Source organism: Limnochorda sp. LNt (genome assembly GCF_035593265.1).
Classification (GTDB): Bacteria; Bacillota; Limnochordia; order Limnochordales; family Geochordaceae; genus Geochorda; species Geochorda subterranea.
Genome location: NZ_CP141614.1, coordinates 2518794 through 2542288, shown reverse-complemented (window position 1 = coordinate 2542288; position 23495 = coordinate 2518794). Strand labels below are relative to the sequence as shown.

The following is a 23495-nucleotide window of genomic DNA, read 5'->3' as shown; positions in this document are numbered from 1 at the left end:
TCGCACGGGAGGAGGCGGCTCCGGCCTTCTCTTCGAGGGGGCCGCGCGCTTCTCCTGCCGCTCTTTCGGGTTGCTCGAAGTCGTCCGAGCGGGGTGATGCCGTTTGGCCGTTGCCGTCGGGGCGCGAAGGCGGGAGCGGGTCAGTTTCGGAAAGATCCGGGAGGTCCTGGAGCTCCCGGATCTGATCGAGCTGCAGCTGCGCTCGTACCGGTGGTTCAAGGAGGAGGGGCTGGCCGAGACCTTCCGAGACATCTCGCCCATTCAGGACTTCACCGGCAACCTGGTGCTGGAGTTCTTGGAGCACTCTTTCGGTGAGCCCAAGTACTCGGTGGAGGAGTGCAAGGAGCGGGACGCCACCTACGCCGCGCCCCTCAAGGTGCGTGTGCGCCTCATCAAGAAGGACACCGGCGAGGTCAAGGAGCAAGAGGTCTACATGGGGGAGTTCCCCCTGATGACCGACAAGGGCACCTTCGTCATCAACGGTGCCGAACGAGTCGTCGTCTCCCAGCTGGTGCGCTCGCCGGGCGTCTACTACAGCCAGGAGCGCGACACCAGCGGACGGCCCATCCTGCAGGCCAGCGTCATCCCCAACCGCGGTGCCTGGCTCGAGCTGGAGACCGATGCTCAAAACGTCATCTGGGTGCGCATCGACCGGACGCGCAAGCTGCCCGCGACGGTGCTGGTGCGGGCCGCCGGCTACTCCACCAATGCCCAGCTCCTGGAGGTGCTGGGCGACTCCGAGCCGGTACGGCTGACGCTGGACCGTGACGCGACCGACAGCGAGACCGACGCCCTCATCGAGATCTACAAGCGCCTGCGCCCGGGCGAGCCGCCCACCGAGGAGAGCGCCCGGACCCTCTTCGAGTCTCTCTTCTACGACCCCAAGCGATACGACCTGGCCGCCGTCGGCCGCTACAAGATCAACAAGAAGCTCCGGCTGTCGGGTCGCATCGTGGGTGCCCGGCTGGAGCAGCCGGTGGTGCATCCCGAGACCGGCGAGATCCTGGCCGACGCAGGCGCCCGGGTCACCCGGGAGATGGCCGAGCAGCTGGAGCAGGCCGGCGTGCGCGAGGTCGTCATCGAGGGCAAGGCCGGCCCCATCAAGGTGGTCAGCAATGGCCAGCCTCCCATCGAGCAGCGGGTTTTGACGCCCGACGACCTGGTGGCCATCGTCAATTACATGAGCAACCTCATCCAGGGCGTCGGGCAGACCGACGACATCGACCACCTGGGCAACCGCCGGCTCAAGACGGTCGGTGAGCTGCTGCAAAACCAGTTCCGCATCGGGCTGGCGCGGATGGAGCGCGTCATCCGGGAGCGGATGACCATCCAGGGCAGCGAGGACATCGTGACGCCCCAGCTGCTCATCAACATCCGCCCCGTGGTGGCCGCCATCAAGGAGTTCTTCGGCTCCAGCCAGCTCTCCCAGTTCATGGATCAGACCAACCCTCTGGCGGAGCTGACCCACAAGCGCCGGATGTCGGCGCTGGGGCCCGGAGGGTTGTCCCGCGAGCGGGCCGGCTTCGAGGTGCGGGACGTCCACCACTCGCACTACGGGCGGATGTGCCCCATCGAGACGCCCGAGGGTCCCAACATCGGCCTCATCGGGTCGCTCACCACCTACGCCCGGGTCAACGAGTTCGGCTTCATCGAGACCCCGTACCGCCGGGTCAAGGACGGCGTGGTCACCGACGAGGTGCGGTACCTGACGGCCGACGAGGAGGACGTCTACGTCATCGCCCAGGCCAACGAGCCGACCGACGAGCACGGGCGGTTCGTCAACTCCCGCGTCGCGGCCCGGTACATGGACGAGATCCGGCTGGTGCCGCCCGAGCAGGTCGACTTCATGGACGTCTCGCCCAAGCAGATCGTCAGCGTGGCGACCGCGCTGATCCCCTTCCTGGAGAACGACGACGCCAGCCGGGCGCTGATGGGTTCCAACATGCAGCGCCAGGCGGTCCCCCTCATCCGCACCGAGGCGCCCCTGGTCGGCACGGGCATGGAGTACCGGGCTGCCGTCGACTCGGGGGTCGTGGTGGTGGCGCGCCGCTCGGGCGTCGTCACCTACGCGGACGCCCGGGAGATCCGGATCCGGGCCGACGAGGGCGGGGAGGATCGATACCGGCTCCTCAAGTTCCAGCGCTCCAACCAGGGCACCTGCATCAACCAGCGGCCCATCGTCACCACCGGCCAGTACGTCGAGACGGGCCAGCCCATCGCCGACGGCCCGTCGACCGACATGGGCGAGCTGGCCCTCGGGCGCAACGTACTGGTGGCCTTCATGCCGTGGGAGGGCTACAACTTCGAGGACGCCGTCCTCATCAGCGAGAAGCTGGTGCGGGAGGACGTCTTCACCTCCATCCACATCGAGGAGTACGAGTGCCAGGCCCGAGACACCAAGCTCGGTCCCGAGGAGATCACGCGGGACATCCCCAACGTCGGCGAAGACATGCTCAAGAACCTCGACGAGAACGGGATCATCCGCATCGGCGCCGAGGTGCGCCCGGGCGACATCCTGGTGGGCAAGGTGACGCCCAAGGGCGAGACCGAGCTGACGGCCGAGGAGCGGCTGCTGCGGGCCATCTTCGGCGAGAAGGCCCGCGAGGTGCGCGACACCTCGCTGCGGGTGCCGCACGGCGAGGGGGGCGTCGTCGTCGACGTCAAGCGCTTCCGCCGCGACGCCGGCGACGAGCTGGCGCCGGGCGTCTCGGAGATGGTGCGGGTCTACGTCGCCCAGAAGCGCAAGATCAGCGTCGGCGACAAGATGGCCGGCCGCCACGGCAACAAGGGCGTCATTGCCCGCATCCTGCCCGAGGAGGACATGCCGTTCCTGCCCGACGGCACCCCCGTGGAGATCGTGCTCAACCCGCTGGGCGTGCCCTCGCGGATGAACATCGGGCAGGTGCTGGAGACCCACCTGGGCTGGGCCGCCAAGGCCCTGGGCTGGCACGTGGCGACTCCCGTCTTCGATGGCGCGACGGAGCGCGAGGTGCTCGAGACGCTGCGCAAGGCCGGGCTGCCCGAGGACGGCAAGATCGTGCTGTACGACGGGCGCACCGGGGAGCCCTTCCAAAACCGGGTGACGGTCGGCTACATCTACATGCTGAAGCTGGCCCACCTCGTGGACGACAAGATCCACGCCCGCTCCACGGGGCCCTACTCGCTGGTGACGCAGCAGCCGCTGGGCGGCAAGGCCCAGTTCGGCGGGCAGCGCTTCGGCGAGATGGAGGTGTGGGCGCTCGAGGCGTACGGCGCCGCCCACACGCTCCAGGAGCTGCTGACCGTCAAGTCGGACGACGTGCTGGGCCGGGTGCGCACCTACGAGGCCATCGTCAAGGGCGACAACGTGCCGGAGCCCGGCGTGCCCGAGTCCTTCAAGGTGCTCATCAAGGAGCTCCAGAGCCTGGGCCTGGACGTGCGGGTGCTGTCGGAGGAGTCCAAGGAGATCGAGATCCGCGAGGAGGACGACGACCTGCCGCTGCGCGAGCTGGGCATCCACCTGGAGCGCCGGGAGACCGAGGAGGCGCCCCAGCCGGAGGAGCTCCAGGTGCCGGTCACGGCGGCCGAGGGGGCCGAAGAGGAGGGCGACGGCCGTGGCCGCGCAGGCGTCCGCGTTGCCGAGGAGCCGAGCGAAGTGGCGACGTTGCGGGCCCTGCTCGCGGGCACGGGCCTGGGGGCCGGCCTGGGACGACCCGCCGACGGCGCGGTGGCCTCCGACGCGTCGCCGAGCCGCCCCTCCCGCGCGCGGGAGTCCACCGAGCCCGAGGAGCAGCCGGCGCTGCCGGCGCGTCGGTCGTCGCGCGGCGAGCGCCTGGGCGAGGCCGAGGAGGATGGCGAGCGGTCGGCGCGGCTGCAGCGGTCGCGTGACGACGAGGATGCCTTCGAGGACGTCCCCGGCCTCGACGAGGAGGGCGGGGAGGACGAGGACCTCGGGCTCGACTTCACCGAGGACGAAGACGAGCTGGCGGAGGAGGAGTACCCGCTCGACGACGACGACGAGGAGTCCCTTGACGAGGACTTCGACGAGGACGTCTCGGAGGACGGCTTCGACGAGGGAGACGAGGACGACTTCGGCGAGGAGGATCTGGGCGACGACGAGGGCCTCGACGACGAGGACGGCTACGTCGACGAGGACGACGACGGCGACGACGATGACGAGCCGTACGGGCGCCGATCCCGCCGGCGCTGGGAGTGACGGGCTTTACCCGAAGCCGATGCGACTTAGGGGCCGGGCGGGGTGGCCCGGGCGCCCGAGGGGGTAGAGCGAGCCGTGCCGACGCTGGACGTCAACAACTTCGACCGGATCCGCATCGGGCTGGCCTCTCCGGACCAGATCCGGGCGTGGTCCTACGGCGAGGTCAAGAAGCCCGAGACCATCAACTATCGCACGCTCAAGCCCGAGCGTGACGGGCTGTTCTGCGAGAAGATCTTCGGCCCGACCCGGGATTGGGAGTGCCACTGCGGCAAGTACAAGCGGGTGCGCTACAAGGGGGTCATCTGCGATCGCTGCGGCGTCGAGGTGACCCGTAGCAAGGTGCGCCGGGAGCGGATGGGCCACATCGAGCTGGCGGCACCCGTCTCCCACATCTGGTACTTCAAGGGCATCCCGAGCCGGATGGGGCTGCTGCTGGACCTGTCTCCCCGCGCCCTTGAGAAGGTGCTCTACTTCGCCGCCTACATCGTCATCGACCCGGGCAGCACCCCGCTGATGAAGAAGCAGCTCCTGACCGAGAGCGAGTACCGGGAGTACCGGGACAAGTACGGTGACGCCTTCAAGGCCGGCATGGGGGCCGAGGCCATCAAGGTGCTGCTCCAGGAGATCGACCTGGACCGCATGGCACAGGAGCTGCGCCGGGAGGTGCGGGAGACCACCGGGCAGCGGCGGGTGCGGGCCGTGCGGCGCCTGGAGGTGGTGGAGGCCTTCCGCAAGTCCGGCAACCGGCCGGAGTGGATGATCCTCGACGTCATCCCGGTCATCCCGCCGGAGCTGCGGCCCATGGTGCAGCTCGACGGCGGGCGGTTCGCCACGTCGGACCTCAACGACCTCTACCGCCGGGTCATCAACCGCAACAACCGCCTCAAGCGACTGCTGGAGCTGGGGGCGCCCGACATCATCGTACGCAACGAGAAGCGCATGCTGCAGGAGGCCGTCGACGCGCTCATCGACAACGGCCGGCGCGGCCGCCCGGTAACGGGTCCGGGCAACCGGCCCCTCAAGTCCCTCTCCGACATGCTCAAGGGCAAGCAGGGGCGATTCCGTCAGAACCTGCTGGGCAAGCGGGTCGACTACTCGGGCCGCTCGGTCATCGTGGTGGGCCCGGAGCTCAAGCTCCACCAGTGCGGCCTGCCCAAGGAGATGGCGCTGGAGCTCTTCAAGCCCTTCGTCATGAAGCGGTTGGTGGACCGCAACTTCGCCCACAACATCAAGAGCGCCAAGCGCATGGTGGAGCGGATGGAGTCGCCGGTCTGGGACGTGCTGGAGGAGGTCATCAAAGAGCACCCGGTGCTGCTCAACCGGGCGCCGACCCTGCACCGGCTGGGGATCCAGGCCTTCGAGCCGGTCCTGGTGGAGGGCCGCGCCATCCAGATCCACCCGCTGGTCTGCACGGCGTACAACGCCGACTTCGACGGCGACCAGATGGCCGTGCACGTCCCCCTGTCGGCCGAGGCGCAGGCCGAGGCCCGACTGCTCATGCTCTCCACGTACAACATGCTCCTGCCCGCCACGGGCCGGCCGGTCGTGACCCCGACGCAGGACATGGTCATCGGCTGCTACTACCTCACCCTGGACAAGGAGGGGGCCCCGGGCAGCGGCATGGCCTTCTCCAGCCCCGACGAGGTGCGCATGGCCTACGACGAGGGCGTCGTGGAGCTGCACGCCCCCATCGAGGTGAGGCTGGAGAACGGTCAGCGGGTCAAGACGACGGCGGGCCGCATCTTCTTCCGCAGCGCGCTGCCGGAGAAGCTCCTGTCGGAGGAGAACTGGAACCGGGTCATGGACCGCAAGCAACTGGCCCGGATCGTCGACGAGCTGTACCGGACCTACGGGCCGGAGCAGAGCGCCGGCGTCTTGGACCGCATCAAGTTCCTCGGCTTCCACTTCGCGACCGTCTCGGGCACCACCGTCGGCATCGAGGACATCGAGATCCCGCCCGAGAAGGCCCAGATCCTGCAGAAGGCCGACGAGCAGGTGGAGCGGGTCGAGCAGCAGCACCGGCGAGGACTCCTGACGGCCGAGGAGCGCTACCAGCGCATCGTGGAGATCTGGACCCGCACCAAGGATGAGGTGACGCAGGCCATGCTGCGAAACCTCGGCCGCTTCAACCCCGTCTACATGATGGCCATCTCGGGCGCCCGGGGCAACGAGAGCCAGCTGGCGCAGCTGGCGGGGATGCGAGGGTTGGTCGCCGATCCCACCGGTCGCACCATCGAGATCCCCATCCGCGCCAACTTCCGCGAGGGCCTGACGGTGCTGGAGTACTTCATCTCCACCCACGGCACCCGCAAGGGACTGGCCGACACGGCGCTGCGCACGGCCGACTCGGGCTACCTGACCCGGCGCCTGGTGGACGTGGCCCAGGACGTGCTGGTGCGGGAGGAGGAGTGCGGCACCACCGAGTTCGTCGAGGTGGGGCCCCTCACCGACCCCTCCAGCGGCCTGGTCATCGAGAGCCTGCGGGAGCGCATCGCCGGCCGCCTGGCCGGGGAGGACATCCGCCACCCCGAGACCGGCGAGGTGCTGGTGCGGGCCAACGAGATGATCGACGACGACAAGGCGGCACTGCTGGAACAGCTCGGACTGGATCGGGTGCCGGTGCGGTCGGTCCTGGTCTGCCAGAGCCGGTACGGGGTCTGTGCGGCCTGCTACGGCCGCAACCTGGCCACGGGCCAGATGGTCGAGGTGGGCGAGGCGGTCGGCATCATCGCCGCCCAGTCCATCGGCGAGCCCGGTACGCAGCTCACCATGCGCACCTTCCACACGGGCGGGGTCGCCGGGCAGGACATCACGTCGGGTCTGCCCCGGGTAGAGGAGCTCTTCGAGGCGCGCCGGCCCAAGGGCCAGGCCGTCATGACCGAGATCTCCGGCACGGTCTACCTGCAGGAGTCCAAGACAACCCGGCGCGTGGTCGTGCGCTCCGACGAGGGCGAGGAGCGCCCCTACGTCATCCCGTACGGCTCGCGCCTCTTGGTGCAGCAGGGGCAGCGGGTCGAGGCGGGCGACCGGCTGACGGAGGGCCCCATCAACCCGCACGACATCCTGCGGGTCAAGGGCCTGCGAGGCGTGCAGATGTACCTGCTCCAGGAGGTGCAGAACGTCTACCGCTCGCAGGGCGTCGACATCAACGACAAGCACATCGAGATCATCATCCGCCAGATGTTGCGCAAGGTGCGGGTGGAGGATCCGGGCGACACGGACCTGCTGCCGGGCGGCATCGTGGAGCAGCACGAGCTGGAGGACGAGAACCGCCGGGTCCTGGCCGAGGGCGGCCAGCCCGCCACCTGGAAGCCCGTCCTGCTGGGCATCACCAAGGCGTCGCTGGCCACCGAGAGCTTCCTGTCGGCGGCGTCGTTCCAGGAGACGACCCGGGTGCTGACGGACGCCTCCATCAAGGCCAAGACGGACCCGTTGCTGGGCCTCAAGGAGAACGTCATCATCGGCAAGCTGATCCCGGCTGGCACGGGCATGTCGCGCTACCGCCAGATCAAGGTCGCCCTCTCACCCGATGCCAGACCCGCCGCGCCGCCCCTCGTCGACGGCGCATCGGCCCTGGGCCGGATCCTGCGCCAGGGGCCGGCCGCGGCGGCGGACGGCGACGACGGGCGTCTGGCAGCGGGCGCGGCCGGGGAGGGCCCCTCGGACCTGGAGAGGCAGGCCGTCGCGGCGGACGGCCGGCCGGAGGGGGCGGACGAGGAGCGCGGCGACTCCGAGTGACGGGAGCCAGGGGCAGGGGGCTCGCCTGCGCGCGGGGACCGGGACGGGGGTTGCCCTCGCGTGGTGCAGGGAGCCCCCTGCCGTGTGACGATGCGTGATGATCGCGAATTGACAGCCCTGAGGGCCGATGCTAGAATGAGGGAGTGCTCGGGCGGCCCGAAAACGCCGCCAGGCCGCGCCACGCAAGGGTTTGAGGCCGATCGAGCGGGAGCGATCCCCGGCAGGACGGATCCGCCCGGGGCGCTTGCGCGGTTGAGGCGAGAGCGCCGAGCGGTCGGGGCGCGGCAGACGTTGCGGGCTCTGCACCGCGGCGTGGCTCAGGTCGTCTACGTGGCGAGGGATGCGGACCCCGCGGTGACCCGGCCCATCGTGGAGCTGAGCCAGCGGCTGGCGGTGGAGCTGATCTACGTCGACAGCATGCAGGCGCTCGGCAGGGCGTGCGGCATCGACGTCGGAGCGTCCGCGGCGGCGCTCGTGGCGGAGGAGCCGCCCGCCGATGCGAAGCGGCAGAGGAAGGGGGGAGCATAGGCACTTGCCGACCTTCAATCAGCTGGTGCGGCAGGGGCGCAAGCAGGTGGAGCGCAAGAGCAAGGCGCCGGCGTTCCACTTCGTGCAGAACACCCGGACCGGCCGGCGTCTCGAGCGGCCGGAGGGCGCCCCTCAGAAGCGAGGGGTGTGCACCCGTGTCTACACCACCACACCCAAGAAGCCCAACTCTGCGCTTCGCAAGGTGGCACGGGTCCGCCTGACCAATGGCATCGAGGTGACCGCGTACATCCCCGGGGAGGGCCACAACCTCCAGGAGCACTCGGTGGTGCTCATCCGGGGCGGACGCGTCAAGGACCTGCCTGGAGTCCGCTACCACATCATTCGCGGGACTCTGGACGCAGCCGGTGTGGCAAACCGGCGGCAGGGCCGGTCGAAGTACGGGGCCAAGCGGCCCAAGTGACGACACGGCCCCCGACCCGAGGCTTTCCCCTCGCCCAGTGACGACGTCGACCGAGGCATGGGGGGTAGCCTGCGCTCCTCGGGGGTCACGAGCTAGAGTCGAGGGGGAGGGCGTGGATGCCGCGCAGGGGACCGGCGCCGCGCAGGGAGGTGGCACCAGATCCGCTCTACAACAGCGAGCTGGTGCATCGGCTCATCAACAAGGTGATGCGGGACGGCAAGAAGAGCCTGGCCCAGCGCATCGTCTACGGGGCGTTGGACCTGATCCGGGAACGCGCCGGCCGGGATCCGGTCGAGGTGCTCGATCAGGCGCTCAAAAACGCCATGCCCATGCTGGAGGTGCGCCCGCGCCGGGTCGGTGGCGCCACGTACCAGGTACCCATCGAGGTGCGGCCGGAGCGGCGGGTCTCGTTGGGGTTGCGGTGGATCGTCGAGTACGCGCGTCAGCGCAAGGACCATACCATGCAGGAGCGCCTGGCCCACGAGCTGCTGGATGCAGCCAACGGCCAGGGCGGCGCCGTCAAGCGCCGGGAGGATACGCACCGCATGGCGGAGGCTAACCGGGCCTTCGCGCACTACCGCTGGTGAGGCGGACGGTGGCCCAGGCGGTGGTCGGGTCGCCAGCCGTAGGGGGATTGGGAGTTCGTGTCGTCGGTTCGTGAGGTGCCCATCGAGAAGACCCGAAACATCGGGATCATGGCTCATATCGACGCCGGCAAGACCACCACGACCGAGCGGATCTTGTTCTACACGGGCAAGGTGCACCGCATCGGCGAGGTGCACGAGGGCGCCGCGACCATGGACTGGATGGTCCAGGAGCGGGAGCGGGGCATCACCATCACCTCGGCGGCGACGACCTGCTACTGGCGGGGCTTCCGCATCAACATCATCGATACCCCGGGGCACGTCGACTTCACCGTCGAGGTGGAGCGGTCCCTGCGCGTGCTGGACGGCGCGGTGGCCATCTTCGACGCCGTGCAGGGGGTGGAGCCCCAGTCGGAGACGGTCTGGCGCCAGGCGGATCGCTACGGGGTCCCCCGCCTCGCGTACGTCAACAAGATGGACCGGGTCGGGGCCGACTTCCTGCGGGTCGTCGACGACATCCGGCGGCGTCTGGGTGCGAGGGCCGTGCCGATCCAGCTGCCGGTCGGGGTGGAGGACAGCTTCCGCGGCGTCGTGGATCTGCTGCGCCGCAAGGCCATCCTCTACGTCGACGACCTGGGCACCCGCAGCGACGAGACCGACATCCCGGCCGAGATGGCCGAGCTGGTGGAGCGCACCCGCCAGGCCACGGTCGAGGCCATCGTCGAGACCGACGACGAGTTGATGGCGCGCTACCTGGAGGGCGAGGCGATCGAGATCGAAGCCCTGCGGCGCGCGCTGCGGCAGGCCACCGTCACGGGGCGGCTGGTGCCGGTGTTGTGCGGCTCGTCCTTCCGCAACAAAGGCGTGCAGCCGCTGCTCGACGCCGTGGTCGACTACCTGCCCTCTCCCCTGGATCTGCCCCCGGTGGAGGGCACCCACCCCGACAGCGGCGAGACCCTGACGCGGGAGCTGGTGGACCAGGCGCCTCTGGCGGCTCTGGCCTTCAAGATCCAGGTCGATCCGTACGTAGGCAAGCTTTGCTATTTGCGTGTCTACTCCGGCGTGCTCCGGTCCGGCACGTACGTCTACAACGCCAACAAGCGGGCCAAGGAGCGCATCGGGCGTATCTTGCGGATGCACGCCAACCATCGGGAGGACGTCGAGGCGGCCGCCTCGGGCGACATCGTGGCGGCCGTCGGGCTGCGCCAGACGGTGACCGGCGACACGCTCTGCGCCGAGGAGGCGCCCATCTTGCTGGAGGCGCCCCAGTTTCCCGAGCCGGTCATCTCGCAGTCTATCGAGCCCAAGACCAAGGCTGACCAGGATAAGCTCGGGGTCGCCCTTCAGCGTCTGGCCGAGGAGGACCCCACGTTTCGGGTGCGGGTCGACGCGGAGACGGGGCAGACGCTCATCGCAGGCATGGGCGAGCTGCACCTGGAGATCATCGTCGACCGCCTCCTTCGGGAGTTCAAGGTGGAGGCCAACGTGGGGCGGCCCCAGGTGGCCTACCGGGAGACCATCCGGCGCAAGGTCCAGGCCGAGGGGCGGTTCATTCGCCAGACGGGTGGGCGGGGCCAGTACGGCCACGTCTGGCTGGAGCTGGAGCCTCTTGCTGCCGGCGCGGGCTTCGAGTTCGTCAACAAGATCGTGGGGGGTGTGGTCCCCAAGGAGTACATCCCCGCGGTCGAGGCGGGCGTGCGTGAGGCCATGCAAAACGGCGTGCTGGCTGGCTACCCCGTCGTGGACGTGCGGGTGACCCTCTTCGACGGCTCCTACCACGAGGTGGACTCGTCGGAGATGGCCTTCAAGGTGGCGGCGTCCATGGCGTTCAAGGAGGCGGCCCGCAAGGCGGAGCCGGTCTTGCTGGAGCCCATCATGAGCGTCGAGGTGGTGACGCCGGAGGAGTTCCTGGGGGACGTCATCGGCAATCTCAACGCGCGCCGGGGCCACGTCGAGGGCATGGAGCGACGAGGCAACACGCAGGTCGTCCGGGCCCGGGTGCCGCTGGCGACCATGTTTGGCTACGCCACGGATCTGCGGTCCATGACCCAGGGACGCGCGACGTACACCATGCAGTTCTCCCATTACGAGGAAGTGCCAGCCAACATCGCGCAGGAGCTGCTGGCCCGCGTGTAGGGCGGCAGGGGCAAAGAGGGAGGCACGAGCCAAGATGGCCAAGCAGAAGTTCGTCAGGACCAAGCCCCACGTCAACGTCGGCACCATCGGGCACGTCGACCACGGCAAGACCACGTTGACGGCGGCCATCACCATGTACCTGAGCCGCAAGGGGATGGCCCAGGTCCGCAAGTACGAGGAGATCGACAACGCACCCGAGGAGCGCGAGCGCGGCATCACCATCAACACGTCTCACGTGGAGTACGAGACCGAAAACCGCCACTACGCCCACGTGGACTGCCCGGGGCACGCCGACTACGTCAAGAACATGATCACCGGGGCCGCGCAGATGGACGGCGCGATCCTGGTGGTCTCGGCGGCGGACGGGCCGATGCCCCAGACCCGTGAGCACATCCTGCTGGCCCGGCAGGTAGGCGTACCCGCCATCGTCGTCTTCCTCAACAAGGTCGACATGGTGGACGACCCCGAGCTGCTGGAGCTGGTCGAGGTCGAGGTGCGGGACCTGCTGAGCCGCTACGAGTTCCCGGGCGACGAGATCCCGGTCATCCGCGGCTCGGCCCTCAAGGCTATGGAGGCCCTGCAGGCCGGCCAGGAGAACGAGTGGACCGAGGGCATCGCCAAGCTCCTGGAGGCCGTCGACAGCTACATCCCGCTGCCGCAGCGCGAGAAGGACAAGCCGTTCCTGATGCCGGTGGAGGACGTCTTCTCCATCACCGGGCGCGGCACGGTGGCCACGGGTCGCGTCGAGCGAGGCACCATCAAGGTGGGTGACGAGGTCGAGATCGTGGGCCTCACCCGCGAGGTGCGCAAGACCGTCGCGACCGGCGTGGAGATGTTCCGCAAGACGCTGGACGTGGCCGAGGCCGGCGACAACATCGGGGTGCTGCTGCGCGGCGTCAACCGCGACGAGATCGAGCGGGGACAGGTGCTGGCCAAGCCCGGCAGCATCACGCCGCACACCAAGTTCGAGGCCGAGGTCTACGTCCTCTCCAAGGAGGAGGGCGGCCGCCACACGCCCTTCTTCAACGGGTACCGGCCCCAGTTCTACTTCCGCACCACCGACGTGACCGGCAACGTGACGCTGCCGCAGGGCACGGAGATGGTGATGCCGGGCGACAACGTCCGGATGACGGTGGAGCTGATCACGCCCATCGCCATGGAGGAGGGCCTGCGCTTCGCCATCCGCGAGGGCGGCCGCACGGTCGGAGCCGGCGTCGTCACCAAGATCCTGGCGTGACGCGCGTCGAGGCGTCAGGCACCTTGACAACTTGTCGCGTGGGGTAATGGCTTCGATAGGGAGGGGCAGGAGGTTTGGCTCAGCGTATACGGATCCGACTCAAGGCCTTTGACCACAAACTCCTGGATAGCTCGGCCGAGAAGATCGTCGAGACGGCCAAGCGCACGGGTGCACTGGTGTCGGGGCCCATCCCCCTGCCCACGGAGCGGAGCGTCTACACGGTGCTTCGCTCGCCCCACGTGCACAAGAACTCCCGCGAGCAGTTCGCCATGTGCACCCACAAGCGGCTCATCGACATCCTGGAGCCTACGCCCAAGACGGTGGACGCCCTGATGCGGCTGGACCTGCCGGCGGGCGTGGACATCGAGATCAAGCTGTAGCGAGGAAAAGGACATGGCCGCCAAGGGGATTCTGGGCAGGAAGCTGGGGATGACCCAGGTGTTCGACGGCGACGGCCGGGCGGTGGGGGTGACGGTGATCGAGGCCGGCCCCTGCATCGTCGTAGCCCGCCGCCAGCCGGAGAAGGACGGGTACGCGGCCGTGCAGCTGGGCTACGAGGCGGTGCCCGAGCGCAAGCTGACCAAGCCCGAGCGCGGGCACCTGCAGGCCCACGGCATCCGGCAGACCCTTCGGCACCTGCGGGAGTTCCGGTTCGACGCCGGCGAGCGCGAGGGGCTCGCGGCCCTCGAGCCGGGTGCCACCGTCACGGTGGAGCAGTTCGCGCCGGGTGAGCGCGTCGACGTCTCGGCGCTCACCCGGGGCAAGGGCTTCGCCGGCGTGATCAAGCGCTGGGGCAGCCGCCGGGGCCCGATGAGTCACGGGTCGATGTACCACCGGCGGGTCGGCACCCTGGGGGCCACGGGACCCCAGAGGGTGCTCAAGGGCAAGAAGATGCCGGGTCGGCTGGGGCGGGAGCGCGTCACGATCCAGGCGCTGCGCGTGATCGGCATCGACCCGGAGCGCAACCTCTTGCTGGTGCACGGCGCCGTGCCGGGCGCGCCCGGTACCCTCGTCGAGGTGCGCTCGAGCAAGCTGTACAGCCGTCGGCGGTACCGGCGCGAGGCGAAGGGCAGGTAGGGCGTGATGCCGGTCGTACCGGTCTTCAACATGGAAGGGCAGCAGGTCGGGGAGATGGCCCTTCGGGATGAGATATGGGCCGTGCCCCTCAGGCGGGCCCTCATCCACCAGGCGGTACTGGCGCACCTGGCCAACCGCCGCCAGGGGACGCACAGCACCAAGACGCGGGGCGAGGTGAGCGGCGGCGGGCGCAAGCCCTGGCGCCAGAAGGGCACCGGCCGGGCACGCCAGGGGAGCATCCGATCGCCGCTGTGGCGGCACGGCGGGATCGTCTTCGGCCCCAAGCCGCGGGTGTACGGCTTCACCATCCCCCGCAAGGCGAGGCGTCTGGCGCTCAAGTCCGCGCTCTCGGCCAAGCTGCGGGATGGCCAGGTCGTGGTGCTGGAGCAGCTGCGGCTCTCCGAGCCCAAGACCCGGGCCATGGTCTCGGTGCTCGAAGGCCTCAAGGTGAAGGGGCAAAAGGCACTCATCATCATGGGCGAGAAGGATCCCAACGTGATCCTGGCCGCTCGCAACATCCCCGGGGTAGCTCTGCTGCCGCCGGACGCCCTCGGCGTCTACCCGGTGGTGGATGCCGACCGCGTCGTCTTGACCAAGGATGCGGTGGCGGCCCTGGAGGAGGCGCTGGGCTGAGATGGAGCGGCACATCCGCGACGTGCTGGTCCGTCCTCTGGTGACGGAGAAGAGCACCCGCCTCATGAGCGAGACCAATGCCTACGCCTTCCAGGTCGCGCCCGACGCGACCAAGACCCAGATCCGCCAGGCCGTCGAGCAGATCTTCAACGTGAGGGTGCTCGACGTCCGCACCATGTGGGTGCGGGGTAAGCAGCGGCGGATGGGGCGCTTCACCGGGCGCCGGCCCGACTGGAAGAAGGCCATCGTCAAGCTGGCTCCGGGCCAGCGGATACCGATCTTCGAGGGAATGTGAGGGCGCGCCATGGGGATCAAGCAGTACCGGCCCATGACGCCGGGCCTGCGGCATCGCACCGGGTACACCTTCGAGGAGATCACCAAGAAGGAGCCGGAGAAGGCCCTCACCCGGTCCCTCAGGCGGCGCAACGGCCGCAACAACCAGGGGCGGATCACGTCGCGCCACCGCGGCGGGGGCCACAAGCGGCTCTACCGGGTCATCGACTTCCGGCGTGACAAGGACGGCGTGCCGGCCAGGGTGGCCGCGATCGAGTACGATCCAAATCGCTCGGCTCGCATCGCCTTGCTCCACTACGCCGACGGCGAGAAGCGGTACATCCTGGCCCCGCTGGGACTGCAGGTGGGGGACCGGGTCGAGAGCGGGCCCCAGGCCGACATCAAACCGGGCAATGCCCTGCCCCTGAGCGCGATCCCCGTCGGCTCCATGGTGCACTGCATCGAGCTCCTGCCCGGCAAGGGCGCGCAGCTGGTGCGGGCGGCCGGGGCGGCGGCCCAGGTGATGGCCCGGGAGGGCGAGTACGTCACGCTGAGGCTGCCGTCGGGGGAGTTCCGCAAGGTGCTGGCCCGGTGCAGGGCGACCATCGGTCAGGTGGGCAACGTCGAGCACGAGAACATCAGCCTGGGCAAGGCCGGGCGCAAGCGGTGGCTGGGACGGCGGCCGCACACGCGCGGCTCGGTCATGAACCCCATCGACCACCCGCACGGTGGTGGCGAGGGCAAGTCGCCCATCGGCATGCCGGGGCCCGTCACGCCCTGGGGCAAGCCGACGCTGGGGTACAAGACCCGCAAGCGGCGCAAGCCGTCCGATCGCTTCATCGTGCGGCGCCGCAAGCAGGACTAGACGATAGGTAAGGACGGTCGTCTGGACCATGGGACGCTCACGCAAGAAGGGGCCCTTCGCCGACGCCCATCTGCTGGAGAAGGTGCGGCGTCTCAACGAGACGGGCGAGAAACGGGTCATCAAGACGTGGTCTCGGCGCTCGACCATCTTCCCGGAGATGGTGGGGCACACCATCGCCGTCTACGATGGCCGCAAGCACGTCCCCGTCTATATCACGGAGGACATGGTGGGTCACAAGCTGGGCGAGTTCGCCCCGACGCGGACCTTCCGCGGCCACGGGGCCCACACGGAGCGCTCGACGGCGCTCAAGTGAGGCGGCAGACGGCCAGGCGGGCCCGGGTCGTGACCATCGGGGAAGGGGTTCAAAGCGCGTGGAAGTACGGGCGGTGGCGCGGTACCAGCGGATCTCGCCGCGCAAGGTACGCCAGGTCATCGACTTGATCCGCGGCAAGGACGTGGACCAGGCGCTGAGCATCTTGCGCTTCGTGCCCAAGGCGGCGTCGCCGGTGGTGGAGAAGGTGGTGCGCTCGGCGGTCGCCAACGCACAGAACAACTACAACCTCGATCCCCGGCGCCTCTACATCGCGGCCATCTACGCCGACCAGGGGCCCATGCTCAAGCGTGTCATGCCGCGGGCCAGGGGCATGGCGTACCTGATTCGCAAGCGCAGCAGCCATATCACGGTCGTGTTGCGCAGCAGAGGGGAGTAGCGTCATCCGTGGGCCAGAAGGTGCACCCGTACGCGCTGCGCCTCGGGGTCATCAAGGGCTGGCAGTCCCGGTGGTTCGGCGACAAGAAGGGCCTGGCCGCCCTGCTCCACGAGGATCTCAAGCTGCGGCGCTACATCAAGCAGCGGTTCTACCAGGCAGGCGTCTCCGCCATCGAGATCGAGCGAGCCGCCAACACCGTGCGGATCACGGTGCACACGGCGCGCCCGGGCATGATCATCGGCAAGCAGGGCGCCGAGGTGGACCGGCTCCGCCAGGAGCTGGAGCAGATGACGGGGCGCGAGGTGCGCATCAACGTCGTCGAGATCGAGAAGCCGGACCTCGATGCCCAGCTGGTGGCCGAGAACATCGCCTTCCAGCTCGAGCGGCGCATCAGTTTCCGACGGGCCATGCGACAGGCCATGCAGCGTGCCATGCGCCTCGGGGCCAAGGGCATACGGGTCGCCATCGCCGGCCGGATCGCCGGCGCCGAGATCGCCCGCTACGAGTGGGCGACGGAGGGGTCGGTGCCGCTGACGACCCTGCGGGCGGACATCGACTACGGCATGGCCGAGGCCAATACCACCTACGGCAAGATCGGCGTCAAGGTCTGGATCTACAAGGGCGAGGTGCTTCCCGAGGGTCGCGGCGGCGAGGGTGGCCACCGGCGTGCCGAGGAGGCGGCCCAAGGCGCTCGAGCGACAGAGGGGTCGGTGTGAAGCACAGCCATGTTGATGCCACGGCGGGTCAAGTACCGCAAGGTGCAGCGGGGCCGCATGAAGGGCACGGCCACGCGGGGCGTCACCATCGAGGCCGGCGAGTACGCGCTGCAGGCCCTGGAGCCCGGCTGGATCACCGCGCAGCAGATCGAGGCGGCCCGCATCGCCATCACCCGGCAGGTCAAGCGCGGCGGCAAGCTCTGGATCCGGATCTTTCCCGACAAGCCCGTCACCAAGAAGCCGGCCGAGACGCGCATGGGCAGCGGCAAGGGGGCACCCGAGTACTGGGTCGCCGTCGTCAAGCCGGGACGCATCCTCTTCGAGATGGCGGGCGTGCCCGAGCCGGTCGCGATGGAGGCGCTGCGGCTGGCCGCCTTCAAGCTGCCGATCCGGACCCGCATCATCCGGGCGGAGCAGGGTGGTGAGGGTGTCGGTGAAGGCGCGTGAGCTGAGGGACCTGAGCCGAGAGGACCTGGTGCGCAAGGTCGACGAGCTCAAGGCCGAGCTCTTCAACCTCCGCTTCCAGAAGGCCGTCGGGCAGCTCGGCAACCCGATGCGCATCCGCCAGGTGCGCAAGGACATCGCGCGGGTGCTGACGGTGCTGCGCGAGCGGGAGCTGGGCATCCAGCACGCGGCCCGCACCGAGGGCCGGGCGGCGACCGGTGAGGCGCGGACGCAGGGTTAGAGAGGGCGGGCAGCGAGTCGACCATGGCCAACGACCAGCGAGGCAAGCGCAAGGTGCGCGAGGGCGTCGTCGTCTCCAACAAGATGATGAAGACCGTCGTGGTCGAGGTGGAGCGCCTGGTGCGCCACCCGGTGCTGGGCAAGGTGCTGCGGCGCACCAGCCGCTTCAAGGCCCACGACGAGCACAACGAGTGCCGGGAGGGGGATCGGGTGCTCATCATGGAGACCCGGCCCCTCAGCAAGGAGAAGCGCTGGCGCGTCGTGCAGATCCTGGCACGGGCGAAGTAAGGCGGTAGCAGGACCATGATCCAGCAAGAGAGCGTGCTCAACGTCGCGGATAACACCGGGGCCAAGCGGCTGCTGTGCATCCGTGTGCTCGGCGGCTCCAAGCGGCGCTACGCCGGGGTGGGGGACGTCATCGTCTGCGCCGTCAAGGAGGCGATCCCCGGCGGCATGGTGAAGGAGCACGACATCGTCAAGGCCGTGGTGGTGAGGACACGGCACCCCATCCGACGGCCGGACGGGAGCTACATTCGCTTCGACGAGAACGCGGCAGTCATCCTGGCCGACGACGAGAACCCCAAGGGCACCCGCATCTTCGGGCCGGTGGCGCGTGAGCTGCGGGAGAAGAACTACATGAAGATCCTCTCGTTGGCGCCGGAGGTGCTCTGAGACGATGGCGGCCAAGGCAGCCGTGAAGCGGCCGACCCGCAAGCTGCACGTGCGCAAGGGCGATACGGTCGAGGTGATCCGGGGCGACGACGCCGGCAAGCGGGGCAAGGTGCTCCAGGTCTTCCCCGCCAAGGGCCGGATCGTGGTGGAAGGCGTCAACATCCAGAAGCGCCACACCCGACCGACCCGCACCAATCCGCAGGGCGGCGTCATCGAGAAGCCGGGTCCCATCGACAGCTCCAAGGTGATGCTGGTCTGCCCCGGATGCGACAAGCCCAGCCGGTACCGCCGGCAGCGCTCGGGCGATGGGGAGCTCGTGCGGGTTTGCGTTCGCTGCGGAAAGATGATAGATTGAGGTTTCGGCGCCCTTCGATACATTCGCCGTCGGGAGGCAGCCTACAGCCGTGGAAGCCAGGTTGAAGGAGCGCTATCGCCGGGAAGTGGTACCCGCGATGATGGCGCGGTTCGGCTACCGCAACGTGATGGAGGTGCCGCGGCTCGCCAAGGTGGTCATCAACATGGGCGTCGGCGAGGCGGTGCAGGACCCCAAGCAGCTGGACGCCGCCGTGGCCGACCTGACCGCCATCAGCGGTCAGAAGCCCGTGGTGACCCGGGCCAGGCGCTCCATCGCGGCCTTCAAGCTGCGCAAGGGGATGCCCATCGGGGCCAAGGTGACGCTCCGGGGAGACCGGATGTACCACTTCCTCGACAAGCTCATCAACGTGGCGCTGCCTCGCATCCGAGACTTCCGCGGGGTCTCTCCCGACAGCTTCGATGGGCGAGGCAACTACAGCCTGGGCATCCGCGAGCAGCTCATCTTCCCCGAGATCCGGTACGACAAGGTGGACCGGGTGCGGGGCATGGACATCACCATCGCCACGACGGCCCGGACCGACGAGGAGGCGGCCGAGCTTTTGCGGCTGCTGGGCATGCCCTTCCGCAACGGCTCGTGACCCAGGAGCTCCAACGGCTGGGAGGTTTTGGGCGTTGGCACGCAAGGCGCTCATCAACAAGGCGATGCGGCCGCCGAAGTTCTCGACTCGGATCGTGCGGCGGTGCAAGATCTGCGGGAGGCCCCGGGGCTACATGCGGCGCTTCGAGATGTGCCGGATCTGCTTCCGCAACCTGGCCCACCGGGGGCTCATCCCCGGCGTGGAGAAGGCCAGCTGGTAGGGGCCTCCCGGGAAGGAGTACGACGCGGCCGTGGTCATGACGGATCCCATCGCGGACATGCTGACCCGCATCCGCAACGCCTCACGGGCTCGCCGCGACAGCGTGGACGTGCCGGCTTCCAAGCTGAAGCTGGAGATCCTGCGGGTGCTGAAGGAGCAGGGCTACATCCGCGACTACAAGCTGATCGACGAGGAGAAGCCCCAGCCGTCGGTGCGCATCCTGCTCAAGTACGGGCCCGAGCGCACGCAGGCCATCTCGGGGGTGCGCCGCGTCTCGACGCCGGGACGGCGGGTCTACACCGGCAAGGACCGCATCCCCCGGGTCGTCGGCGGCCTGGGCGTGGCGGTGCTGTCGACACCCCGGGGCGTCATGAGCGACCGGGAGGCCCGTCGTGCGGGCGTCGGCGGCGAGGTCCTCTGCTACGTCTGGTGAGGGGATAGAGAGGCTGCCATGTCGCGCATCGGACGCCAGCCGGTCAAGATCCCGCCCGGGGTCGAGGTGACCATCGACGGGGCCACGGTCCGGGTCAAGGGGCCCAAGGGGGAGCTGGTGCAGCGCCTGCACCCCGACATCGAGGTGGAGCACGTCGACGGCACCATCGTGGTCCGCCGCCCCAGCGACGAGAAGCACCACCGGGCCCTGCACGGGCTGACACGAGCCCTCATCGCCAACATGGTGGTGGGGGTGACCCAGGGGTACGAGAAGGCGCTGGAGCTGCGCGGGGTCGGCTATCGCGCGGCCAGGCAGGGGTCCTCCCTGGTGCTGACCGTGGGTTTCTCGCACCCCGTGGTGATCGAGCCGCTGCCGGGCGTCGAGATCGACGTGCCGGCGGCCAACCGGATCGTGGTGCGGGGGCTCGACAAGCAAGCCGTCGGGGAGATGGCGGCGCGGATCCGCAAGGTGCGACCCGCCGAGCCGTACCTGGGCAAGGGCATCGCCTACCAGGGCGAGCAGATCCGGCGCAAGGCGGGCAAGGCCGGGAAGGTGACACGCTGAGATGGCGCGACGGACGCGGCAGGAGGCTCGAGAGCGCCGGCATCTGCGGGTGCGCAAGAAGGTCTTCGGGACGCCCGAGCGGCCCCGCTTGTCGGTCTACCGAAGCCTCAACCACATCTACGCCCAGATCGTCGACGATACGGTGGGCCATACCCTGGTCTTCGTCTCGACGCTGGATCCGCAGCTACGGGGCCGTCTCGACAAGACCGGCAACAAGGAGGCGGCCCGGGCCGTGGGCGAGGAGCTCGCCCGCCGCGCCCGCGAGAAGGGGATCAGCCGGGTCGTCTTCGACCGCGGCGGCTTCCTGTACCACGGGCGCGTGGCCGCCGTCGCGGAGGGCGCTCGGGCCGGCGGCCTCGAGTTTTGAGGGAGGTTGGACCATCGCATGGCAGGCCAGGCACGACACGGCCGCGCGGAGGGCGGTAGCGAGTTCGAGGAGCGGGTGGTCTCCATCAACCCGGTCTCCAAGACGGTGAAGGGCGGCAGAGCCCGCAGCTTCTCCGTGCTGGTCGTCGTGGGGGACCGCAAGGGCCGGGTCGGCATGGGGCTCGGCAAGGCCAAGGAGGTGGCCGAGGCCATCCGCAAGGCGGTCGAGGCGGGTAAGAAGAACCTCATCGAGGTGCCCTTGCGCGACAACACCATCCCCCACGAGGTGCTCTTCACCTTCGGGGCCTCACGGGTCCTGCTCAAGCCGGCATCCCAGGGCACGGGGGTCATCGCGGGCGGGCCCGTGCGTGCGGTGGTGGAGCTGGCCGGCATCCGCGACATCCTGACCAAGTCGCTCGGCTCGCGCAATCCCATCAACGTGGTGCAGGCCACCATGGGCGCCCTCAAGAGCCTGCGCACGCCCGAGCAGGTGGCGCAGCTGCGGGGGCGGTCGGTCGAGGAGTTGACGGCGTGATGGCTTCCGGGCTGGTGAGGGTGACTTACCGCAAGAGCGCCATCGGCCACCGGCGGGACCAGCGGGCTACCTTGCGCTCGCTGGGGCTGCGCCGGCTCAACCAGAGCGTGGTGGTGCCCGACACCCCCGTCACGCGGGGGATGATCCAGAAGGTGCGGCACCTGGTGGCCGTGGAGCCCGTGGAGGCCAACGACGAGGCAGGTGAGGGCCGGTGAAGCTGCACGATCTGCGGCCGAAGCCGGGAGCCCGCCACCGGCCCAAGCGGGTGGGCCGGGGCATCGGCTCCGGGCACGGCAAGACCTCGACGAGGGGTCACAAGGGGCAGTGGGCGCGCTCGGGCGGGGCCAAGGGGCCCGGCTTCGAGGGCGGGCAGACCCCGCTGCATCGGCGCCTGCCGAAGCTGCGGCGGTTCACCAACGCCCCCTTCAAGAAGGAGATGGCCATCGTCAACGTGGGAGACCTGGCGCGAGCCTTCGAGCCGGGGGCGACGGTGACGCCCGAGGCGCTGCTGGAGCGCCGGCTGATCCGTGACCTTCCCGCCGACGGGGTCAAGGTGCTGGGGGACGGTGAGCTCGACCGGCCGCTGGCGGTGCGGGCCCATCGCTTCTCGGAGAAGGCTGCCGAGAAGATCCGGGCCGCAGGCGGCACCGTCGAGGTGATCGCGTCGTGATCGACGCCCTTCGCAACGCGGCGCGCATCGAGGATCTCCGGTCCAAGCTCCTGTACACGCTGGCCATGCTGGCGGTCTTTCGCATCGGCTCCCACATCCCGGTGCCGGGCGTGGACGCCGCAGCCCTGGCCGAGCGGTTCCGGACGGGGTCGGCCAACATCTTCGGCTTCCTCGATCTGTTCGCCGGGGGCGCCCTCACCAACTTCTCCATCTTCGCTCTGAGCGTCACCCCCTACATCACGGCCTCCATCATCCTGCAGTTGCTGACCGTGGTGGTGCCGCGCCTGGAGGAGCTGGCCAAGGAGGGCGTCGAGGGGCGCAAGGTCCTGGCCCAGTACACGCGCTACGGCACGGTGGTGCTGGCGGTGGTGCAGGCGCTGGGCGTGACGAGCCTGGCCAACGCCTACCAGGTGCTCTACGACGCCAGCTTCTTCAGCATGACCCTCATCGTCGTGACGCTGACCGCCGGCACGGTGCTGTTGATGTGGCTCGGGGAGAAGATCTCGGAGAACGGCATCGGCAACGGCATCTCGCTCATCATCTTCACGGGCATCGTGGCGCGGCTGCCGGCCAGCGCCATCAACATCGGGCGCGCCATCGGCGAGGGCGGCATCAACCTGCTCGGCGTCATCGCCCTGGCCGTGCTGAGCGTCGCCCTCATCGCTGCCATCGTCTTCATGCAGGAGGGGCAGCGCCGCATCCCGGTGCAGTACGCCAAGCGAGTCGTGGGCCGGCGGATGTATGGCGGGCAGAGCACCCACATCCCGATGCGCGTCAACCAGGCGGGCGTCATCCCCATCATCTTCGCCTCGTCGGTGCTGTTGTTCCCGCTGACGCTGACGCAGTTCATTCCGTCGCTCGACTTCGTCAACCGGTTCCTGGGCTTCGGCACGCCGCTGTACAACGCCCTGTACGCGATCCTGGTGGTCTTCTTCACCTACTTCTACACGGCCATCACCTTCAACCCCCGTGACGTCGCGGACAACATGAAGAAGTACGGCGGCTTCATCCCCGGGATCCGCCCGGGTCAGCCCACGGCCGAGTACCTGGACCGGATCCTGACGCGCATCACCCTGGTGGGCGCGCTCTTCCTGGCGCTCATCGCGGTGACGCCGTATATCCTGGCGGGCGTGACGGGGGTGCCCAGTGCCTTCATCAGCATCGGCGGCACCGGCTTGCTGATCGTGGTGGGCGTGGCGCTGGACACCCTCAAGCAGATCGAGGCGCACCTGCTGATGCGCCAGTACGAGGGCTTCATCCGTTGAGATGGAGCGGTCGGGGAGCGG

29 protein-coding genes are annotated in these 23495 nt (G+C 69.1%); all 29 read left to right on the top strand.

The genetic code is table 11. From position 1 onward, the window contains the following. Positions 1 to 103 precede the first annotated feature (103 nt). Positions 104 to 4195, top strand: a complete 4092-nt coding sequence (gene rpoB, locus VLY81_RS12160) for a DNA-directed RNA polymerase subunit beta (protein WP_324668466.1) — start codon at positions 104 to 106, stop codon at positions 4193 to 4195. Positions 4196 to 4270: 75 nt separating this feature from the next. Continuing rightward, the gene (gene rpoC, locus VLY81_RS12155; RefSeq protein WP_405001262.1) at positions 4271 to 7933 is read left to right on the top strand and encodes a DNA-directed RNA polymerase subunit beta'; all 3663 of its coding nucleotides are present in this window, start codon (positions 4271 to 4273) and stop codon (positions 7931 to 7933) included. Between the two features lie 252 nt (positions 7934 to 8185). Continuing rightward, positions 8186 to 8461: a ribosomal L7Ae/L30e/S12e/Gadd45 family protein gene (locus tag VLY81_RS12150; RefSeq protein WP_324668465.1), complete on the top strand. Its 276-nt coding sequence runs from the start codon at positions 8186 to 8188 to the stop codon at positions 8459 to 8461. A gap of 4 nt (positions 8462 to 8465) precedes the next feature. Next, entirely contained in the window at positions 8466 to 8882 is a 417-nt protein-coding gene (gene rpsL, locus VLY81_RS12145; RefSeq protein ID WP_324668463.1) for a 30S ribosomal protein S12, read from the top strand. A 116-nt stretch (positions 8883 to 8998) separates the two neighbouring features. Continuing rightward, on the top strand, positions 8999 to 9469 hold the full coding sequence (gene rpsG, locus VLY81_RS12140) for a 30S ribosomal protein S7 (protein WP_324668462.1): 471 nt from the start codon (positions 8999 to 9001) through the stop codon (positions 9467 to 9469). A gap of 108 nt (positions 9470 to 9577) precedes the next feature. Beyond that, positions 9578 to 11602, top strand: a complete 2025-nt coding sequence (fusA, locus tag VLY81_RS12135) for an elongation factor G (protein WP_405001380.1) — start codon at positions 9578 to 9580, stop codon at positions 11600 to 11602. Between the two features lie 34 nt (positions 11603 to 11636). Then, a complete protein-coding gene (gene tuf, locus VLY81_RS12130) occupies positions 11637 to 12839 on the top strand; it encodes an elongation factor Tu (RefSeq protein ID WP_324668460.1) in 1203 nt (400 codons plus the stop codon). A 74-nt stretch (positions 12840 to 12913) separates the two neighbouring features. Continuing rightward, positions 12914 to 13219 carry a 30S ribosomal protein S10 gene (gene rpsJ, locus VLY81_RS12125; RefSeq protein ID WP_324668459.1) on the top strand — a complete coding sequence of 102 codons (306 nt, stop codon included), beginning with the start codon at positions 12914 to 12916 and terminating at the stop codon, positions 13217 to 13219. A 13-nt stretch (positions 13220 to 13232) separates the two neighbouring features. Continuing rightward, positions 13233 to 13916: a 50S ribosomal protein L3 gene (gene rplC, locus VLY81_RS12120; protein WP_324668457.1), complete on the top strand. Its 684-nt coding sequence runs from the start codon at positions 13233 to 13235 to the stop codon at positions 13914 to 13916. Positions 13917 to 13922: 6 nt separating this feature from the next. Further along, on the top strand, positions 13923 to 14549 hold the full coding sequence (gene rplD / locus VLY81_RS12115; RefSeq protein ID WP_324670420.1) for a 50S ribosomal protein L4: 627 nt from the start codon (positions 13923 to 13925) through the stop codon (positions 14547 to 14549). A gap of 1 nt (position 14550) precedes the next feature. Then, positions 14551 to 14844, top strand: coding sequence for a 50S ribosomal protein L23 (locus tag VLY81_RS12110; protein ID WP_324668455.1), 294 nt, complete (start codon positions 14551 to 14553; stop codon positions 14842 to 14844). 9 nt (positions 14845 to 14853) lie between these two features. After that, on the top strand, positions 14854 to 15687 hold the full coding sequence (gene rplB / locus VLY81_RS12105; protein ID WP_324668454.1) for a 50S ribosomal protein L2: 834 nt from the start codon (positions 14854 to 14856) through the stop codon (positions 15685 to 15687). A 28-nt stretch (positions 15688 to 15715) separates the two neighbouring features. Further along, complete coding sequence (gene rpsS, locus VLY81_RS12100; protein WP_324668453.1) at positions 15716 to 16000, top strand: 30S ribosomal protein S19; 285 nt, start codon at positions 15716 to 15718, stop codon at positions 15998 to 16000. A 58-nt stretch (positions 16001 to 16058) separates the two neighbouring features. Beyond that, positions 16059 to 16397: a 50S ribosomal protein L22 gene (rplV, locus tag VLY81_RS12095; protein ID WP_324668452.1), complete on the top strand. Its 339-nt coding sequence runs from the start codon at positions 16059 to 16061 to the stop codon at positions 16395 to 16397. An 8-nt stretch (positions 16398 to 16405) separates the two neighbouring features. Continuing rightward, positions 16406 to 17113: a 30S ribosomal protein S3 gene (gene rpsC / locus VLY81_RS12090; RefSeq protein WP_324668451.1), complete on the top strand. Its 708-nt coding sequence runs from the start codon at positions 16406 to 16408 to the stop codon at positions 17111 to 17113. Positions 17114 to 17122: 9 nt separating this feature from the next. Next, positions 17123 to 17560 (top strand): 50S ribosomal protein L16, encoded by a 438-nt coding sequence (gene rplP / locus VLY81_RS12085; protein ID WP_324668449.1) that lies wholly within the window; start codon positions 17123 to 17125, stop codon positions 17558 to 17560. Then, on the top strand, positions 17547 to 17798 hold the full coding sequence (rpmC, locus tag VLY81_RS12080; RefSeq protein ID WP_324668448.1) for a 50S ribosomal protein L29: 252 nt from the start codon (positions 17547 to 17549) through the stop codon (positions 17796 to 17798). The genes rplP and rpmC overlap by 14 nt, the downstream gene beginning before the upstream one ends. A gap of 23 nt (positions 17799 to 17821) precedes the next feature. Continuing rightward, a complete protein-coding gene (gene rpsQ / locus VLY81_RS12075; RefSeq protein WP_324668447.1) occupies positions 17822 to 18085 on the top strand; it encodes a 30S ribosomal protein S17 in 264 nt (87 codons plus the stop codon). A 15-nt stretch (positions 18086 to 18100) separates the two neighbouring features. Continuing rightward, the gene (rplN, locus tag VLY81_RS12070; RefSeq protein WP_324668445.1) at positions 18101 to 18469 is read left to right on the top strand and encodes a 50S ribosomal protein L14; all 369 of its coding nucleotides are present in this window, start codon (positions 18101 to 18103) and stop codon (positions 18467 to 18469) included. Between the two features lie 4 nt (positions 18470 to 18473). Beyond that, the gene (rplX, locus tag VLY81_RS12065) at positions 18474 to 18824 is read left to right on the top strand and encodes a 50S ribosomal protein L24 (protein ID WP_324668444.1); all 351 of its coding nucleotides are present in this window, start codon (positions 18474 to 18476) and stop codon (positions 18822 to 18824) included. A gap of 49 nt (positions 18825 to 18873) precedes the next feature. Continuing rightward, a complete protein-coding gene (gene rplE / locus VLY81_RS12060) occupies positions 18874 to 19422 on the top strand; it encodes a 50S ribosomal protein L5 (protein ID WP_324668442.1) in 549 nt (182 codons plus the stop codon). A gap of 34 nt (positions 19423 to 19456) precedes the next feature. Further along, positions 19457 to 19642: a type Z 30S ribosomal protein S14 gene (locus VLY81_RS12055; RefSeq protein ID WP_324668441.1), complete on the top strand. Its 186-nt coding sequence runs from the start codon at positions 19457 to 19459 to the stop codon at positions 19640 to 19642. Between the two features lie 30 nt (positions 19643 to 19672). Further along, positions 19673 to 20074 carry a 30S ribosomal protein S8 gene (gene rpsH, locus VLY81_RS12050; protein ID WP_324668440.1) on the top strand — a complete coding sequence of 134 codons (402 nt, stop codon included), beginning with the start codon at positions 19673 to 19675 and terminating at the stop codon, positions 20072 to 20074. Positions 20075 to 20092: 18 nt separating this feature from the next. Next, complete coding sequence (gene rplF, locus VLY81_RS12045) at positions 20093 to 20638, top strand: 50S ribosomal protein L6 (protein ID WP_324668439.1); 546 nt, start codon at positions 20093 to 20095, stop codon at positions 20636 to 20638. Between the two features lies 1 nt (position 20639). Next, complete coding sequence (gene rplR / locus VLY81_RS12040) at positions 20640 to 21005, top strand: 50S ribosomal protein L18 (RefSeq protein ID WP_324668438.1); 366 nt, start codon at positions 20640 to 20642, stop codon at positions 21003 to 21005. An 18-nt stretch (positions 21006 to 21023) separates the two neighbouring features. Next, positions 21024 to 21539 (top strand): 30S ribosomal protein S5, encoded by a 516-nt coding sequence (gene rpsE, locus VLY81_RS12035; protein ID WP_324668437.1) that lies wholly within the window; start codon positions 21024 to 21026, stop codon positions 21537 to 21539. Beyond that, positions 21539 to 21754 carry a 50S ribosomal protein L30 gene (gene rpmD, locus VLY81_RS12030; protein WP_324670419.1) on the top strand — a complete coding sequence of 72 codons (216 nt, stop codon included), beginning with the start codon at positions 21539 to 21541 and terminating at the stop codon, positions 21752 to 21754. Before rpsE ends, rpmD begins: the two co-directional genes overlap by 1 nt. Then, positions 21751 to 22209 (top strand): 50S ribosomal protein L15, encoded by a 459-nt coding sequence (rplO, locus tag VLY81_RS12025; protein ID WP_324668436.1) that lies wholly within the window; start codon positions 21751 to 21753, stop codon positions 22207 to 22209. Before rpmD ends, rplO begins: the two co-directional genes overlap by 4 nt. Then, positions 22206 to 23474, top strand: a complete 1269-nt coding sequence (gene secY / locus VLY81_RS12020; protein ID WP_324668435.1) for a preprotein translocase subunit SecY — start codon at positions 22206 to 22208, stop codon at positions 23472 to 23474. The genes rplO and secY overlap by 4 nt, the downstream gene beginning before the upstream one ends. Positions 23475 to 23495 lie beyond the last annotated feature (21 nt).

Coding starts and splice junctions, on each gene's coding strand:
- rpsG (WP_324668462.1), top strand. CDS start 8,999: ATGCCGCGCAGGGGACCGGCGCCGCGCAGGGAGGTGGCACCAGATCCG.
- fusA (WP_405001380.1), top strand. CDS start 9,578: ATGGCTCATATCGACGCCGGCAAGACCACCACGACCGAGCGGATCTTG.
- tuf (WP_324668460.1), top strand. CDS start 11,637: ATGGCCAAGCAGAAGTTCGTCAGGACCAAGCCCCACGTCAACGTCGGC.
- rplC (WP_324668457.1), top strand. CDS start 13,233: ATGGCCGCCAAGGGGATTCTGGGCAGGAAGCTGGGGATGACCCAGGTG.
- rplD (WP_324670420.1), top strand. CDS start 13,923: ATGCCGGTCGTACCGGTCTTCAACATGGAAGGGCAGCAGGTCGGGGAG.
- VLY81_RS12110 (WP_324668455.1), top strand. CDS start 14,551: ATGGAGCGGCACATCCGCGACGTGCTGGTCCGTCCTCTGGTGACGGAG.
- rplB (WP_324668454.1), top strand. CDS start 14,854: ATGGGGATCAAGCAGTACCGGCCCATGACGCCGGGCCTGCGGCATCGC.
- rpsS (WP_324668453.1), top strand. CDS start 15,716: ATGGGACGCTCACGCAAGAAGGGGCCCTTCGCCGACGCCCATCTGCTG.
- rplP (WP_324668449.1), top strand. CDS start 17,123: ATGTTGATGCCACGGCGGGTCAAGTACCGCAAGGTGCAGCGGGGCCGC.
- rpsQ (WP_324668447.1), top strand. CDS start 17,822: ATGGCCAACGACCAGCGAGGCAAGCGCAAGGTGCGCGAGGGCGTCGTC.
- rplN (WP_324668445.1), top strand. CDS start 18,101: ATGATCCAGCAAGAGAGCGTGCTCAACGTCGCGGATAACACCGGGGCC.
- rplX (WP_324668444.1), top strand. CDS start 18,474: ATGGCGGCCAAGGCAGCCGTGAAGCGGCCGACCCGCAAGCTGCACGTG.
- rplF (WP_324668439.1), top strand. CDS start 20,093: ATGTCGCGCATCGGACGCCAGCCGGTCAAGATCCCGCCCGGGGTCGAG.
- rplR (WP_324668438.1), top strand. CDS start 20,640: ATGGCGCGACGGACGCGGCAGGAGGCTCGAGAGCGCCGGCATCTGCGG.
- rpsE (WP_324668437.1), top strand. CDS start 21,024: ATGGCAGGCCAGGCACGACACGGCCGCGCGGAGGGCGGTAGCGAGTTC.
- rpmD (WP_324670419.1), top strand. CDS start 21,539: ATGGCTTCCGGGCTGGTGAGGGTGACTTACCGCAAGAGCGCCATCGGC.